Consider the following 15,854-nt stretch of genomic DNA (forward strand, 5'->3'; position numbering starts at 1 on the left):
CGCGACGGGCACGGGAACGGTGGGTGGGTTCTTCTGGTTCCACTCGGCGGGGCTCATGGGTGTCCTACCTCGATGATGTGGGCGACGTGCCGGTTCGGCTCCAGGCGCACGAAGACGCGGGCACCCCAGGCGAAGGTCTCGTCGGTGAGCAGGTCGTGCGCGTTGAAGGCCGGCTCCGTGCCGGGGGTCTCGTCGATGCCGAGGGCCGCGAGGTCCAGGTCGACCATGGCCTCCTGGGGGCTCCACGGGTCGAGGTTGACCACGCTGATCACGGTGTCGGGCCGGCCGTCCGCGGTGAATGCCCCGTCCAGGTGGCTCGAGAACGCGAGCACCTGGTCGTTGGTCGTGGGGTGCACCGTGAGGTTGCGCAGCTGGCGCAGGGCGGGGTGGTCCCGCCGGATCTCGTTGAGCCGGGTGAGGAACGTCGTCATCCCGGCGGCCTCGGGCGCGGCCCAGTCGCGGGGACGGAACTCGTACTTCTCGTTGTCGATCTGCTCCTCGACGCCCGGGCGCGGCACGCGCTCGGAGAACTCGTACCCGGAGTAGATGCCCCACGTGGGCGACGCGGTCGCGGCGAGGGCCGCGCGGATCGCGAAGGCCGGCTCCCCGCCGTGCTGCAGGTACGGGGGGAGGATGTCGTGCGTCGTCGGCCAGAAGCTCGGGCGCATCCACGAGCCCAGCTCGCCGCTGACCTCCGTGAAGTACTCGGCGAGCTCCTCCTGGGTGTTGCGCCAGGTGAAGTACGTGTACGACTGGTGGAACCCGATGCGCGCGAGCGCCTCCATCATCGCGGGCTTCGTGAAGGCCTCCGCGAGGAAGATTACGTCGGGGTGGTCCTTCGCGACATCCTCGATGAGCCACTGCCAGAACGGCAGGGGCTTGGTGTGCGGGTTGTCGACGCGGAACGCGGTGACGCCGTGGTCGATCCACACCTGGACGACGCGCCGCACCTCGGCATAGATCCCCGCGGGGTCGTTGTCGAAGTTCAGGGGGTAGATGTCCTGGTACTTCTTGGGCGGGTTCTCGGCGTAGGCGATCGAGCCGTCCACGCGCGTGGTGAACCACTCGGGGTGCTCGGTGACCCAGGGGTGGTCGGGGGAGCACTGCAGCGCGAGGTCGAGCGCGACCTCCATGCCGAGGTCCTGCGCCCGTGCCACGAAGTCGTCGAAGTCGTCGAACGTCCCTAGCTCGGGGTGGATGGCGTCGTGCCCGCCGTCGGGGGACCCGATCGCGTACGGCGAACCGGGGTCACCAGGCTCCGCGGTGAGGGAATTGTTGCGGCCCTTGCGGAAGGTCGTGCCGATGGGGTGCACCGGCGTCAGGTAGACGACGTCGAAGCCCATGGCGGCGATGCCGGGGAGCCGCTCGCTGGCCGTCGCGAAGGTGCCCGACGTCCACGACTGGGTCGCGGCGTCGTAGGTGGCGCCCTCGGACCGGGGGAAGAACTCGTACCAGGAGCCGGCCAGGGCGCGCTCGCGGTGGACCTGGAGCGGATAGGTGGCCGACGGCGAGACGAGGTCGCGCAGCGGGTGGTCCTCGACGAGGATCCGACGCACGTCAGGGCCCAGCGCCGCAGCGAGCCGGGTGGGCGGGGGCATCGTGGTGTCCTGGAGCGCGAGCACGACGTTCGCGAGCGCAGCGCGCGCGCTGCTGGGCAGGTTCCGGCGCGACGCGGCGCGCTCGAGGACGCGGATGCCCTCCGCGAGCATGAGCTCGACGTCGATGCCGGCCTCGATCTTGATGGCGGCGTCGTGGGCCCACGTCCCGTACGGGTCGGACCAGCCCTCGACGCGGAACGACCAGGCGCCCTCGGCGTCGGGCGCCACGCGCGCCTCGAACCAGTCGAGGCCGGGCGCCACGTCCACCATGCGGGCGGTCGAGTGCACGGTGCCGTCGGGGCGCAGCAGCACGGCGGTCGCGGCGACGGCGTCGTGGCCCTCGCGGAACACCCGTGCGCGGACGGGCACCGCTTCGCCGACGACGGCCTTGGCGGGCCACCGGCCTTGCTCGATCGTGGGGCTGACGTCCATCACGGGGATGCGTCCGATGAGGCCTGGGGGGGCGGGTTCGAGTGTCGTCACAAGTACGAACCTAGCGGCGGACCGGCCCACCGGCATGTAGTACGCGCGATCGGACCGCGCGCCGGGCTCAGCCCGCGGGCACCTCGACGGTGCCCAGGGCACGCAGATACGCCACCCGGGTGCGGGTGACGGTGGTGAGCTGGTCCTCGATCGCGGACATGAACGCCGCGCGGTAGACCGCGTCCGTGAGCATCGAGATCGCAAAGTAGAGGCCCGTGAAGGTCGCGATCGCGACCGCGACGCGCAGGGAGGTCTGGTTGACGACGAGGGCCGTGCCGTCGAGCTCGGCGGTCCACAGGACCTGGCCGCCGACGACACCCCAGGCCTCCTGGACGTCCGCCGTGACCGTGACGGTGCCGACGACGACGAAGAACACCCCGACCCCGATGCTGACCACGAGGACCTGCAGGAGCTGGCTGGTGAGCACCATGGCGGAGACGTTGGCGCGCTGGGCGCGGGTGAGGGGAGGCAGGTCGGCCGCCTCGGGCACGCGGTCCACCGCCTGGCGCAGGACGGCGGCGACCTCCTCGGGCAGGTGCAGGCCGAGCGCGAGCGCGATCAGCGCCGCGAACACGACGCCGAGCACGAGGGTCCCCGTGGGGGGCACGGCGTCGAACACCTGCCAGATCTCGGCGTTGAAGAACAGCACGAGCGAGAAGACGAGCAGGAGCGGCAGCAGGCGGACCAGCCGGCCGAGGCTCGCGGCGAGCTCGTCGACGACGCGCGCGGTGCCCCACCAGAGCGTCGAGACGAATCCGTAGCGGACGGTGAACCACACGAGCGCCAGCAGGGCCGTGTTCGCGGCCGCCGTCACCACGGCGGCCGTGAGCTGCCCGCCGAAGACCAGCGGCAGCAGCGCGGGGGCGAGCACGAAGAAGGCCAGCTCCGGGGTGTCCACGCTCTGCGGCAGCGTGTTCCACGCGCGGCCGCGGACGCGGTTGAGGACCGCGTACACGGTCCCGACGAGCAGGAGCCCGCCGAGGACGGCGAGAGTGTTGGCCGCCGCGCTCCAGGAGAGGTTCGCGGCCCCCGCGAGCTGGGTGAGCAGGACCAGGAGCAGGAAGGGTGCCGCGCGGCCGAACACGTCGCGCTCGGCCGAGTATCCCTCGATCAGGAGGGCCAGCCCGTTGCGGCGCAGCAGCCGCTCAGCGTCCGACACGACGGCGGTGGCCGCGGCGGCGGCGGGTCTCGGGCGTTCGCGTGCGCGCTCGGTCGTCTGCCCCCTGGTCATGGTGCGCCGAGCATAGCGGTGCTGGCGTCAGCCGGGCACGGAGGCGTACAGCCGCACGCTCAGCGGCTCCATGGTCGCGGGCGCGTCGTCGCCTGCGGCGAAGCGCTCGTCGGGGTGCTCCCAGGTGCTGTCCCAGAGCAGCTCCCAGCGCAGACCTGCCGCGGGGGTGACCTCGAGCGCGTCGAGGGCGCCGTTGACGGCGAGCAGGACGGCGGGGTCCTCGGGGCCGTCGGACCGACGCAGCATCTGGATCGCACGGTGCGAGGTGTCGTGCCAGTCCGCGTCGGAGAACGGCGTGCCCGCGATCGTGAACCATGCCAGGTCGAGCTCGTCCTCGGCGCCGCCCGGGTGCGGCCGGCCGTGGAAGAACCGTTCGGCGCGCAGCGCGGACAGGGCCCGGCGCTGCGTGAGCAGGTACGACGTCGTGGCGAGCAGGTTGCGTGCGTCGGCGTCGAGGTCCCAGTCGAGGTACGACAGGGCGTTGTCCTGGCAGTAGGCGTTGTTGTTGCCGTGCTGCGAGCGTCCCGTCTCGTCGCCGGCGGTGATCATGGGCGTCCCGGCGGACAGCAGCAGGGTCGCGAGCAGGTTGCGGTGCGAGCGGCGCCGCAGGGCGGCGATCTCCGAGCCGACGACCTCCGCGTCCGCGTGGCCCTCGTACCCGTGGTTCCACGACCGGTTGTCGTTGCTCCCGTCGCGCCCGTCCTCGCCGTTCGCCTCGTTGTGCTTGTGGTCGTAGGCGGTGAGGTCGGCCATGGTGAAGCCGTCGTGCGCGGTCACGAAGTTGATCGACGCCGCCGGCCCGCGCAGACCGGGCGGGTCGCCGTAGCCGAACAGGTCCGCGGAGCCCGACAGGCGGGTGGCGAGCTCCCGGACGCCGTGCGTGGCGCGCCCTCGGGAGGCCTCGGCGGCGTCGGTCAGCCAGAAGCTGCGCACCGCGTTGCGGAACCGGTCGTTCCACTCGGCGAACGGGGCCGGGAAGCGCCCGGTCTGCCACCCGCCGGGCCCGACGTCCCACGGCTCGGCGATCAGCTTGAGCTCGCTCAGCACGGGGTCCGTCTGCAGCGCGACGAGGAACGGGTGGTCGGCCGTGTAGCCGTCGTGGCCACGTCCGAGCGTCACGGCGAGGTCGAAGCGGAAACCGTCGACGCCGACCTCGGAGGCCCAGAAGCGCAGCGAGTCGAGCGCCATCCGGACGACCGGGGTACGGCGGAAGTCGAGGGTGTTCCCGCAGCCGGTGACGTCCGCGAACTGGGCGGGCGACCCGCCGTCGTGGCGGTAGTACACGGTGGGGTCGAGGCCGCGCCAGCTCACCTGCGGCCCACCCGTCCCGCCCTCGCACGTGTGGTTGTAGACGACGTCGAGCACGACCTCGATGCCCGCCTCGTGCAGCAGCTGGACCATGCCCTTGACCTCGTCCAGCACGGCGCCGGCACCGGCCGCACGCGAGGACGCCATCGCGTACCGGGGCTCGGGGGCGAAGAACCCGATGGTGTTGTATCCCCAGTAGTTCGTCAGGCCCTTGTCGACGAGGTGGTGCTCGTTCGTCGACGCGTGGACGGGCAACAGCTCGATCGTGGTGACGCCCAGCGCGCGCAGGTGCGCGATCGTCGCGGGGTGCGCGACGCCGGCGTAGGTGCCGCGCAGCTCCGCGGGCACATCGGGGAGGTTCATGGTGAGACCGCGCACGTGGGCCTCGTACAGCACCGTGTCGGACCACGGCACGCGGGGCCGGTCGGCCGTGCGGGGCGTGAACCCGGGCCCGACGACGACGCTGAGCGGGACGTGGCCGAGCGAGTCGTGCGGACTGCGGGGCCCGTAGGGGTCGCCCGCGCCCGTCGCGTCGGTGAGGTAGCCGAACGCCTCGGCTCCGTACTCGAGATCTCCCTCGATCCCGCGGGCGTACGGGTCCACCAGCAGCTTGGCGGGGTTGTAGCGCAGGCCGGCGCGGGGGTCCCAGGGACCGTCGACGCGGAAGCCGTAGCGCTGCCCGGGCTGGACGCCGGGGACGTGCGCGCGCCACACGCCGAGCACGGGGCCCTCGAGCGCCACCCGACGCTCGGCCCAGCCCGTCGGCGTGGGGTCGACCAGGCACAGCTCCACCTGGGTGGCGTGGGAGGCGAGGACCGCGACGGTGACGCCGTTGTCGGCCACGTGCACGCCGAGGCGAGCGGTCGGGACGGTGAGGAGCTCGTCACGCAGGCTGGTGGTCATAGTTCCTCTCTCATCGGTGCGTCAGCGCCGTTCTTGAGCCCCCAGGCGTGTGTCGCCAGTATGGCGCGCGCCCACCAGCCGGACGGGTCGCCTCGCGGGACAGGGCGCGTGCGGCGCATCACGGTAGCCTGCGAGCAGGAGATTCCCGCCGACGAAGGAGCCTGCACCGATGAGGATCGTGGTGTGCGTCAAGCACGTCCCGAACATCCATTCCGACCGTGCGTTCGCGGACGGTCGGGTGGTCCGCGGCTCGGCCGACGGGTCGCTCAACGAGCTCGACGAGCACCCGCTCGAGGAGGCCCTGCGCATCCTCGAGGCGCTCGACGACGACGCGCGCGCCGCGTCGGAGATCGTCGCGGTGACGATGGGACCGGCCGAGGCGGTCGACGCCCTGCGCCGCGCCTTCCAGCTCGGGGCGCACACGGGCGTGCACGTGAGCGACGACGCGCTCGCGGGCTCCGACTACTTCGCGACCGCCCGCACGCTGGCCGCCGCGGTGCGCCGGCTCGAGCAGGACGGACCGGTGGACCTCGTGCTCGCCGGGATGGCCGCGCTCGACGGCCTGGGCTCGGTCGTGCCGGCCCTGCTGGCGGCGGAGCTCGGGCTGCCGCAGCTCACGAACGCCACGTCGCTCACGCTGGCCGACGGCGCGGCGACCGTGCAGCGCGAGGTCGACGGCGTTACGGAGGAGCTGCGCGCGCCGCTGCCCGCCGTGGTGAGCGTCACCGACCACATCAACCGGCCCCGCTTCCCCAACATCAAGCTCATCATGGCGGCGCGCACGAAGCCCGTGACCACGTGGACCCTGGCGGACCTGGGGCTCGAGCCGGACCGCGTCGGCGTGGCGGCCGCGCGGGCGGTCGTGCGCTCGGCCGAGCCACGGCCCGAGCGGGAGCCCGCGACCGTCGTCACGGACGACGGCACGGGCGACACGGGCGGGCGCGCGCTCGCGGACTTCATCATCGACCGGGGGCTGATCTGACATGACCACCACTGCCGCCGTGCTCCTCGAGCACACCGACGCGCCGCTCACCGCGGCCGACCTCGAGCTCGTCACGATCGCTCGCGACGTCGGCGACGCCGTCGTCGTGACGTTCACCCCGCCCGTCGCCGCCGCGCTGGAGCAGCTCGCCGCGCACGGCGCCGCCCGCGTCGTGCACGTGAGCGGCACCTCGACACTCACGGCCGTGGCCGCCGCCGCGGTGCAGCAGGCCGTCGAGCAGGCGTTCGACGCCGCCCCGCGGCTCCTGCTCGCCAAGGCGACGTTCGCCAACAAGGAAATCCTGGCGCGCGCCGCGCACCTGCTCGGTGCTGGCCTCGTGATCGACGCCGCGCGCGTCGCCGTCGAGGACGCCGGGGTCGTGGGCGCCAAGCGCGTGTTCGCCGGGACGTGGGACGTCGAGTGCGTGGTGCCCGAGGGCACCGCTCTGCTCACGGTCCGGCCGAACGCGGTGCGGGCGACCCCGGTCGCCGTGCCCACCGAGGTCGAAGTGACGAGCCTGACGCTCGATGCGGCGCGCGCCGACGCTCGCGGGGTCGAGCTCGTGTCGCGCACCGTCCACCCGACCGAGGGGACGGGACCCGCGCTGGGCGAGGCCGCCGTCGTCGTCGCGGGGGGCCGCGGGACGGGCGGAGACTTCGCGCCGGTGCACGAGCTCGCCGAGGTCCTGGGCGGAGCGGTCGGCTCGACGCGCGACTGCGTCGACGAGGGCTGGATCGAGCACGACACCCAGGTGGGCCAGACGGGAGTGACCGTGACCCCTCGCCTGTACGTGGGCGCCGGGATCAGCGGTGCGCCGCACCACCGCGGGGGCATGCAGGCCTCCGAGGTGATTGTGGCCGTCAACGCCGACCCGGAGTGCCCGCTGTTCGAGATCAGCGACCTGGCGGTCGTCGGCGACCTCGCCCTCGTCCTGCCCCGGGCAGCCGCGCTGCTGCGCGAGCGGGCCGGCGACCCGTCCGTGGCAGGGACGGCCCCGGACGCTTCGTAGACTGGGACGATCATGACGTCCCTCGCGCCCGAGTCTGCGCACGTGTACCTCGACCATGCCGCGACGACCCCCCTGTCGCCCGCGGCCGCTGCCGCCTACGCCGAGCAGATGATGTGCGTGGGCAACGCGTCCTCGCTGCACGGCCCCGGCCGGGCCGCGCGCCGCGTCGTCGAGGAGTCTCGCGAGCAGGTGGCCGAGGCTCTGGGCGCGCGCCCGAGCGAGGTGATCTTCACCGCCGGCGGCACCGAGTCCGACAACCTGGCGATCAAGGGCCTGTTCTGGGCCCGCCGGACGGGCCACGCCGAGCGGATGCGCGTGCTGGTGTCCGCGATCGAGCACCACGCCGTGCTGGACCCCGCCTTCTGGCTCGCCGAGCACGCGGGAGCGGAGGTCGTCCAGCTTCCCGTCGACGCGTCCGGCGTGCTGGACCTCGAGGCGCTGCGGGCCGAGCTCGACCACGACGGCGAGCACACCTCCTTGCTGTCGCTGATGTGGGCCAACAACGAGATCGGATCGGTGCAGCCCGTCCGCGAGGCGGCGCAGCTGGCCCGCTCCCGTGGGGTGCCCGTCCACACGGACGCCGTGCAGGCGATTGGGCAGGTCCCCGTCGACTTCGCCGCGAGCGGCGTCGACGCCCTGACCGTGTCCGGCCACAAGATCGGGGGACCGCTCGGCGTGGGTGCCCTGCTCGCCGGGCGCGGGCTCGAACTCATGCCGGTCCTGCACGGGGGCGGCCAGGAGCGCGCCGTGCGCTCGGGCACGCTCGACGTGCCCGCCGTGCGTGCGTTCGCCGTGGCCCTCGCCGAGAGCGTCGCCGGCCGGGAGCGGGAGGCGGTGCGCCTGGCTGCGCTCCGCGACGAGCTCGTCCACGGCATCCTCGCGGCGGTGCCGGGCGCGAGCCTGCGCGGTGCGGGCCTGACGTCCGAGGCCGCCGGGGGCGGCCCCGGGCGGCTCCCGGGCAACGCCCACCTGACCTTCGCCGGCTGCGAGGGCGACTCCCTGCTCTACCTGCTGGACTCCGCCGGCGTGGCCGTCTCGACCGGGTCCGCGTGCCAGGCGGGCGTCCCGCAGCCGTCGCACGTGCTCCTGGCGCTCGGGCTCGACGAGGCCGACGCCCGCGGCGCGCTGCGCTTCTCGCTCGGGGCATCGACCACCGCGGCCGACGTCGCGCGGGTGCTCGAGGTGCTGCCCGGCGTCGTCGACCGGGCCCGCGCGGCGGGCCTCGCATCGAGCATGGGCGGGCGCTGACGTGCGGGTCCTGGCCGCGATGTCCGGCGGTGTCGACTCGGCGGTGGCCGCGGCGCTCGCGGTCGAGGCCGGGCACGACGTCGTCGGCGTACACATGGCCCTCTCCCGCAACCGGCAGCAGTTCCGCACGGGGTCGCGCGGCTGCTGCTCGATCGAGGACGCGGGCGACGCCCGCCGCGCCGCGGACGTCCTGGGCATCCCGTACTACGTCTGGGACCTGTCCGAGCGGTTCGAGGACACCGTGGTCGCGGACTTCCTGAGCGAGTACGAGGCTGGTCGTACGCCCAACCCCTGCGTGCGCTGCAACGAGCACATCAAGTTCGAGGCGCTCCTCGACAAGGCCACCGCACTCGGCTTTGACGCCGTCGCGACCGGGCACTACGCGCGGGTGGTCGAGACGCCCGGGGCGGACGGCGCCGTGCGCCGCGAGCTGCACCGGTCGCCGAACGACGCGAAGGACCAGTCCTACGTGCTGGCGGTGATGGGCCCCGAGCGCCTGGCGCGCTCGATCTTCCCCCTCGGCGACTTCGCCTCCAAGGACGAGGTGCGCGCCGAGGCCGAGCGGCGCGGGCTGAGCGTGTCGGCGAAGCCGGACTCGTACGACATCTGCTTCGTCGCCGACGGTGACACGCAGGGCTTCCTGCGGGAGCGGCTCGGTTCACGGCCCGGTGCCGTCGTGGACACCGACGGCACGGTCCTCGGCGAGCACGACGGCTCGTACGGCTACACGGTCGGTCAGCGCAAGGGTCTCGGTCTCGGGCGCCCGGCCGCCGACGGCCAGCCCCGCTACGTGCTCGAGGTGCAGCCGACGACGAACACCGTCGTCGTCGGCCCCGCCGAGCTGCTGTCGATCGACGAGATCCTCGGCCACAACGCGGTCTGGCTCGCCGACGACGTCGTGCGAGCCGGGGAGTGGGTCGAGGCCGAGGTGCAGGTGCGGGCGCACGGCGCACCGGTGCCCGCCCGGGTGCGCGCGGTCCCCGGCGCCGGGGGTCCCCGCGACGCGATGGAGGTCGAGCTCACCGGACGGCCGCTGCGCGGGGTCGCGGCGGGGCAGTCGGTCGTCGCGTACCGGGGCACGCGCGTCCTGGGCCAGGCCACGGTCGAGCGCGCCCGCCGCCGGGAGCGCTCGGCGTGACGGAGCGCCCGACCGCCGCACCGGACGGCTCCCGCGTGCCCGGGCTGCCCGGGCCCGCGGTGACGGTCACGGCGACGTGGCCGGCGAGCGAGCCGCTCGAGGCCGCACTGGCCGTGCTGGGCGACCTGACGGACGTGCCGGACGGGGTGACGGGCGTTCCCGGCGTGCCCGCGCGAGACGAGCGCGACGGGCTCGTCCGGACCTGCGCAGCGCTCGACCAGCTGCCCGTCGAGCTCGGGCCGCACGGCTGGAAGCTCGCGGACCGGCCGGGCCGGGACGCCGAGCGCATCGCCGCGCGGTGGCGCGACGACCTCGAGGCGTTTGCCATCGCGGCGTCGGGCTACACGGGCCCCGTGCTGCTCGCCGCGACAGGCCCGTGGACGCTGGCGTCCGAGCTCTACCTGGCACGCGGCGACCGCGTGCTGACCGACCACGGCGCGGTCCGCGAGATCGCGCAGGCCCTGGTCGCCGGGATGTGCGCGCGGGTTGCGGACGTGCGCCGGCTCGTGCCCGGTGCCGAGGTCCACGTACGCCTCGACGAGTCGCTGATCGGCCAGGTCAACGCCGGCGTGATCCCGACCTTCTCGGGCTACTCACGCATCCGCGCGGTGCCCGGGCCCGACCTCGTCGCGCGGCTCGAGCCCGTGGTCCGCGCGTTGCAGGCGGTGGGGGTGCGGGTGGCCGTGCACGTCGGCGACGCCTGGCTCGGCATCGCGCCGGTCGCGCTCGCCGGCGCGGACGGCGTGGGGCTGCGGCTCGGCCCGTGGAACGAGCGCGCCTGGGAGCACGTCGCGCGCGCGGTCGAGCGCGGCATGGACCTGTGGCCGGTGCTCGCGCCGCCGACGTCGTCGCAGTGCTCCGGTCCGGACGTCCGGGCGCTCGCCGACCAGCTGCTCGTGCCCTGGCGGCGCATCGGCCTCGAGGTGCGCGCCCTGGACCGCACTGTCCTGAGCCTCACCGGGCACGGCGCGCACGTGCAGGAGGCGCGCGGGCGCCTGCGCACCCTCGCGCAGGCGGGTCTGCTCGTCGCCGAGCGCGCCGCGGACTGACGCCGCGGCGCGCCCGACCAGGCCGCTCGAGGTCAGCGCGTGCCGGTGAGCACCCGCCAGCAGAACTCATAGGCGATGGTCGCCATGAACGCGGCCTGGTCGTTGTCGGCGGCGCCGGCGTGCCCACCCTCGAGGTTCTCGAAGTACGTCACGTCGTGCCCGGCGTCGCTGAGCAGCGCAGCCATCTTCCGGGCGTGCCCGGGGTGGACGCGGTCGTCGCGCGTCGACGTCGTCACGAGCACCGGGGGATAGGGGCGTGCGGCGTCGACCAGGTGGTACGGCGAGAACGTGCGGATGAACTCCCACTGCGCGGGGTCGTCGGGGTCGCCGTACTCGGCCATCCATGACGCACCGGCGAGGAGCACCGAGAAGCGCCGCATGTCGAGCAGCGGCACACCGATCACGACGGCGCCGAAGAGCTCGGGGTACTGCGTGAGCATGTTCCCGGTCAGGAGCCCACCGTTGGACCGGCCCTGGACAGCGAGCTGCGCCTGCGTCGTCACGCCCGTGTCCACGAGGTCCCGTGCGACGGCGGCGAGATCCTCGTACGCACGGTGGCGGTGCTGCTTGAGCGCAGCGCGGTGCCACGCGGGGCCGTACTCCCCGCCGCCGCGGATGTTCGCCACGACGTAGGCGCCACCCCGTTCGAGCCACCCGCGGCCCAGGGTCGCCGAGTATGCGGGGGTCAGCGCGATCTCGAAGCCGCCGTAGGCGCTGAGGTACGTCGGCACGGGCCCGGGCGCGTCGACGGGCCGCACGAGGAAGTACGGGACGCGCGTGCCGTCGAGCGAGGTGGCGAACCGCTGCGTGACCTCGTGCCCCGCCGCGTCGAACATCGCTGGCAGGGACTTGAGGGTGCGCGCCGCGGGCGCGTCGGGGGCCGCGGACGCCAGGAGGAGCGTCGTGGGGGTCAGGTAGCCGGTCGCGACCACCCAGAGATCATCGTTCGCGTCGGCGTCCACCGCGCGGACCTCGAGCGTCGCGTCCTGCGGCAGCCCGCGCACCGACGTCGTCCCCCAATCGCCCGGGGTGAGGACCTCCACGCGGTGGCGGACGTCGTCCAGGACGGTGAGCACCAGGTGGTGGCGGGTCCATGTCGCGTCGAGCAGGGACGTCGTCGCCGACGGTGTGAAGACCGGCCGCAGGTTGCGCTCGCCGGCCAGGAAGGCGTCGAGCTCGGTCACCAGGAGCGACCCGCTCGGATGGGTGTGCACGCCGACCGTCCAGTCGTCGCGCAGGCGCACGAGCAGCCATTCGCGGTGCACGGACGCCTCGGCCGACTCCGGGACGTCGATGAGGGTGAGGCTGCCGTCGGGCTCGAGCAGCGAGAGCTCGTCGGCGTAGAAGGCGATCGTGCGGGAGACGAAGTCCCGCTCGAACCCGGGGGTGGGGTCGTGGAAGGCGCTGATGTACATGTCCGTGTCCGAGCCCTCGTACACGAGCGGGGCGTCGGCGAGCGGGGTGCCCCGGTGCCAGCGGCGCACCGTCCGGGGATAGCCGGACGGCGTCATGGAGCCCGGGCCGAAGTCGGTGAAGGCGAACACGGTGTCGCGGTCGATCCACGCGAGCGCGCCCTTGGACTCGGCGCGCACGAACGCGTCGTCCGCCTCGCTCAGGAACTCCTTCGTGGTGAGGTCGAGCTCGCGGGTGACGTCGGCGTCGGCCCCGCCGCGCGACAGGCGAACCAGCGCGCGGTCGTGCCCTGGGCGCAGGATGTTCGCGCCGTGCCAGACCCAGTTCACGCCCTCGGCGGCGCCCAGGGCGTCGACGTCGAGCAGGATCTCCCAGACGGGCTCGTCGCGCTCGTACTGCTCCCACGTCGTCCGGCGCCACAGGCCCCGCGGGTGCTCCGCGTCCTGCCAGAGGTTGTACAGGAAGTCCCCGACCTGGCGGACGTGCGCGATCTTGTCCTGCGAGTCGAGGACATCGCGGACGGCCGTCTGCGTGCGGACGAAGGCGTCGTCGACCAGCGCGGCGCGAGCCTCGGCGTTGCGTGCCGTGACCCATTCGAGGGCGGCGGTGCCCTCGACCTCCTCGAGCCAGAGGAACGGGTCGGGGGCGTCGTCGCGCAAGGGGGTGGGGATCGTCATGGCCTCACCCTAGGTCGAGGAGCGCACCCTCCTCGAACCGCGTCGGGCCGGGTCCTTGGGTGACGCAGCGCGGGTCGCCGCGGTCGACCGCGGTGTCGACGGGCCGTGTCAGGGGCGGCTTGGCATGATGTCCCCGTGAACGAACCTTCGGGACCTGAGAGCCAGGCACGGCACCGCTGGACCGAGCTGGCCGAGCAGATCGACGCGCACCAGTTCGCCTACTACGTCCGAGACACCCCGACGGTGTCCGACGCGAAGTACGACGCCCTGCTCGCCGAGCTGACGGCCATCGAGGCGCAGTTCCCCGAGCTCCGCTCACCCGAGTCGCCCACGCAGCGCGTCGGCGGCACCTACTCGACCGACTTCGCCGCGGTCGACCACGTCGAGCGCATGCTCTCCCTCGACAACGCCTTCACGCACGAGGACATCGCGGCGTGGGCCGAGCGGGTGCACAAGGAGATCGGTGAGACGGACGTGCACTACCTGTGCGAGGTGAAGATCGACGGTCTCGCGATCGCCCTCGTCTACGAGCGCGGCAGGCTCGTGCGTGCGGTGACCCGGGGGGACGGGCGCACGGGGGAGGACGTCACCCTCAACGTCCGGACGATCGCCGGCGTCCCGGTCGCGCTCGCGGGCGACCCCGCGACGCACCCTGAGCTCATCGAGGTCCGCGGCGAGGTCTTCATGCTCGTGGACCAGTTCGCCGACCTCAACGCCGCCCAGGTGGCGGCCGGGAAGGCTCCGTTCGCCAACCCGCGCAACGCGGCAGCAGGGTCGCTGCGGCAGAAGGACCCGCGGGTCACGGCCTCGCGCCCCTTGCGAATGTATGCCCACGGGATCGGCGCCCTGGTGTGGGGCTCGGCGCCTGCGGAGCCGCTGACGCGGCAGTCTGCGGCGTACGACCTCCTCGCGGGATGGGGTGTCCCGGTCTCGGGGCACAGCCGGGTGGTGCAGGGGCTCGCGGGTGTGGAGGAGATGATCGCGCACTTCGGGGTGCACCGGCACGACATCGAGCACGAGCTGGACGGCATCGTGATCAAGGTCGACGAGTTCGCGCTCCAGCGTCGGCTGGGCTCGACGAGCCGCGCTCCCCGCTGGGCGGTCGCGTACAAGTACCCGCCCGAGGAGGTCAACACCCGGCTGCTCGACATCCGGGTGAACGTCGGGCGCACCGGCCGGGTCACGCCGTACGCCGTGATGGAGCCGGCGTTGGTCGCCGGATCCACCGTCGAGATGGCGACCCTGCACAACGCGAGCGAGGTCGAGCGCAAGGGCGTGCTCATCGGCGACACCGTCGTGCTGCGCAAGGCCGGTGACGTCATCCCCGAGATCGTCGGCCCCGTGGTGGCGCTGCGCGACGGCACCGAACGCGCGTTCGTCATGCCGACCGAGTGCCCGTCCTGCGGCACCACCCTCGCCCCAGCGAAAGAGGGCGACGTCGACATCCGCTGCCCCAACCAGCGCTCGTGCCCGTCGCAGCTGCGCGAGCGCGTGTTCCACGTCGCTTCCCGGGGAGCGTTCGACATCGAAGCGCTCGGCTGGGAGGCGGCGACGGCGCTCGTGGCGCCGGACCACGACCGCCCCGGCGGAGCGGAGGCGCCGCTGCAGACGCCCGTGCTCGAGAACGAGTCGGGGCTCTTCGCCCTCACCGCTGACGATCTCGCCGACGTCCGCGTCTGGCGGGAGGTTCGGTCCAAGGGCGCAGGGACGGGGCGGTGGGAGCAGGTGCCGTTCTTCTGGACGCGCCCCACCGCCAAGGTTCCTTCGAAGCCGACGGCGACGACCGTCAAGCTCTTCGAGGAGCTCGAGAAGGCGAAGCAGCAGCCGCTGTGGCGCGTGCTCGTCGCGCTGTCGATCAGGCACGTCGGTCCGACGGCCGCGCGCGCGCTCGCCACAGAGTTCGGCTCGCTGGACGCCATCATGGCGGCTTCCGCGGAACAGCTGGCCGCCGTCGAGGGAGTCGGCCCGACCATCGCCGCGGCGGTGGGCGAGTGGTTCTCCGTGGACTGGCACTGCGCGATCGTCGAGGCCTGGCGGGCGGCGGGCGTGCGGATGGCGGACGCGCGCGACGCGAGCATCGAACGCACCCTGGAGGGACTCACGGTCGTGGTGACCGGCTCGCTCGAGACACTGAGCCGGGACGGCGCCAAGGAGGCGATCCTCGCTCGCGGTGGCAAGGCCGCGGGATCGGTGTCGAAGAAGACCGACTTCGTCGTCGTGGGGGAGAACGCCGGCAGCAAGGAGGCCAAGGCCCGCGAGCTCGGGCTGACGATCCTCGACGAGGCGGCGTTCGTGGCGCTTCTGGAGTCCGGGCCAGCGGCCCTCGATGGGCGGCCGGGCGCCTGAGCGACCTCGAGCCGAGGTGTTCTTCTCCTGGCCACCTCCCGTCACCTGGCTGTTTGCATCCCCGGACCGCGCTGTGTAATGTTCTACGAGCCGGTTCAGCCGAGCAGCGGTCCTCACGGGGACGCTGCAGGGCAAGCCGCACAACCCCCCACAAGGATCCGACAACATCGGCGACCCTGGGGACGACGGGACTCGCTTCCCGACTCTGCGCTCTTGAAGCGCGGGGTTGGACAGGATGGGTTCGGTCGGGTAAGTTTGAACGGTTGCCTCCGAACGGCCCGCGAGGGTGGATCGGGGAGCGTCTGTTCCTTGAGAACTCAACAGTGTGCTTGATAGTCAATGCCAAATATCCCTCGTGGACTGCTGGTGTCTGCTGCTACATGGTGGCTGGCTCGGTGGTCTTGAGGATTCCTTTGGTTGATTGAACGAAAACGCAAGTTTTTGTTTTTGTAGCCAGTTTTTATGTGGG

10 protein-coding genes are annotated in these 15,854 nt (G+C 73.0%); 6 read left to right on the forward strand and 4 right to left on the reverse strand.

Translation table 11 applies throughout. From position 1 onward, the window contains the following. Positions 1 to 53 precede the first annotated feature (53 nt). The 3 genes from BMZ30_RS12040 to glgX are packed head-to-tail and all read right to left on the reverse strand — an operon-like array spanning position 54 to position 5,523. Complete coding sequence (locus BMZ30_RS12040; protein ID WP_093379153.1) at positions 54 to 2,117, reverse strand: alpha-1,4-glucan--maltose-1-phosphate maltosyltransferase; 2,064 nt, start codon at positions 2,115 to 2,117, stop codon at positions 54 to 56. Between the two features lie 31 nt (positions 2,118 to 2,148). Then, complete coding sequence (locus BMZ30_RS12045; protein WP_093379155.1) at positions 2,149 to 3,312, reverse strand: hypothetical protein; 1,164 nt, start codon at positions 3,310 to 3,312, stop codon at positions 2,149 to 2,151. A 27-nt stretch (positions 3,313 to 3,339) separates the two neighbouring features. Next, entirely contained in the window at positions 3,340 to 5,523 is a 2,184-nt protein-coding gene (gene glgX, locus BMZ30_RS12050) for a glycogen debranching protein GlgX (RefSeq protein WP_093379158.1), read from the reverse strand. Positions 5,524 to 5,692: 169 nt separating this feature from the next. On the opposite strand from glgX, the gene BMZ30_RS12055 reads away from it, so the two are divergent. Genes BMZ30_RS12055 through BMZ30_RS12075 form a run of 5 tightly spaced genes read left to right on the forward strand, consistent with a single transcriptional unit; the run spans position 5,693 to position 10,949 of the window. Beyond that, entirely contained in the window at positions 5,693 to 6,505 is an 813-nt protein-coding gene (locus BMZ30_RS12055; RefSeq protein WP_093379161.1) for an electron transfer flavoprotein subunit beta/FixA family protein, read from the forward strand. A 1-nt stretch (position 6,506) separates the two neighbouring features. Continuing rightward, the gene (locus tag BMZ30_RS12060; RefSeq protein ID WP_093379164.1) at positions 6,507 to 7,514 is read left to right on the forward strand and encodes an electron transfer flavoprotein subunit alpha/FixB family protein; all 1,008 of its coding nucleotides are present in this window, start codon (positions 6,507 to 6,509) and stop codon (positions 7,512 to 7,514) included. Positions 7,515 to 7,526: 12 nt separating this feature from the next. Next, positions 7,527 to 8,762, forward strand: a complete 1,236-nt coding sequence (locus tag BMZ30_RS12065) for a cysteine desulfurase family protein (RefSeq protein WP_093379167.1) — start codon at positions 7,527 to 7,529, stop codon at positions 8,760 to 8,762. Position 8,763: 1 nt separating this feature from the next. Next, positions 8,764 to 9,900 carry a tRNA 2-thiouridine(34) synthase MnmA gene (mnmA, locus tag BMZ30_RS12070; protein ID WP_093379170.1) on the forward strand — a complete coding sequence of 379 codons (1,137 nt, stop codon included), beginning with the start codon at positions 8,764 to 8,766 and terminating at the stop codon, positions 9,898 to 9,900. After that, positions 9,897 to 10,949: a uroporphyrinogen decarboxylase/cobalamine-independent methonine synthase family protein gene (locus tag BMZ30_RS12075; protein ID WP_229828824.1), complete on the forward strand. Its 1,053-nt coding sequence runs from the start codon at positions 9,897 to 9,899 to the stop codon at positions 10,947 to 10,949. Before mnmA ends, BMZ30_RS12075 begins: the two co-directional genes overlap by 4 nt. Before the next feature lie 32 nt (positions 10,950 to 10,981). On the opposite strand, the gene BMZ30_RS12080 is transcribed toward BMZ30_RS12075, so the two are convergent. Next, the gene (locus BMZ30_RS12080) at positions 10,982 to 13,039 is read right to left on the reverse strand and encodes a prolyl oligopeptidase family serine peptidase (protein WP_093379173.1); all 2,058 of its coding nucleotides are present in this window, start codon (positions 13,037 to 13,039) and stop codon (positions 10,982 to 10,984) included. 135 nt (positions 13,040 to 13,174) lie between these two features. Here BMZ30_RS12080 and ligA point away from each other — a divergent pair, with 135 nt between their 5' ends. Beyond that, the gene (gene ligA / locus BMZ30_RS12085) at positions 13,175 to 15,385 is read left to right on the forward strand and encodes an NAD-dependent DNA ligase LigA (RefSeq protein WP_093379176.1); all 2,211 of its coding nucleotides are present in this window, start codon (positions 13,175 to 13,177) and stop codon (positions 15,383 to 15,385) included. Positions 15,386 to 15,854 lie beyond the last annotated feature (469 nt).

Source organism: Flavimobilis marinus (genome assembly GCF_900113055.1).
GTDB lineage: Bacteria > Actinomycetota > Actinomycetes > Actinomycetales > Cellulomonadaceae > Flavimobilis > Flavimobilis marinus.

Coding starts and splice junctions, on each gene's coding strand:
- BMZ30_RS12055 (WP_093379161.1), top strand. CDS start 5,693: ATGAGGATCGTGGTGTGCGTCAAGCACGTCCCGAACATCCATTCCGAC.
- BMZ30_RS12080 (WP_093379173.1), bottom strand. CDS start 13,039: ATGACGATCCCCACCCCCTTGCGCGACGACGCCCCCGACCCGTTCCTC.
- glgX (WP_093379158.1), bottom strand. CDS start 5,523: ATGACCACCAGCCTGCGTGACGAGCTCCTCACCGTCCCGACCGCTCGC.
- BMZ30_RS12065 (WP_093379167.1), top strand. CDS start 7,527: ATGACGTCCCTCGCGCCCGAGTCTGCGCACGTGTACCTCGACCATGCC.
- BMZ30_RS12060 (WP_093379164.1), top strand. CDS start 6,507: ATGACCACCACTGCCGCCGTGCTCCTCGAGCACACCGACGCGCCGCTC.
- BMZ30_RS12045 (WP_093379155.1), bottom strand. CDS start 3,312: ATGACCAGGGGGCAGACGACCGAGCGCGCACGCGAACGCCCGAGACCC.
- BMZ30_RS12040 (WP_093379153.1), bottom strand. CDS start 2,117: ATGCCGGTGGGCCGGTCCGCCGCTAGGTTCGTACTTGTGACGACACTC.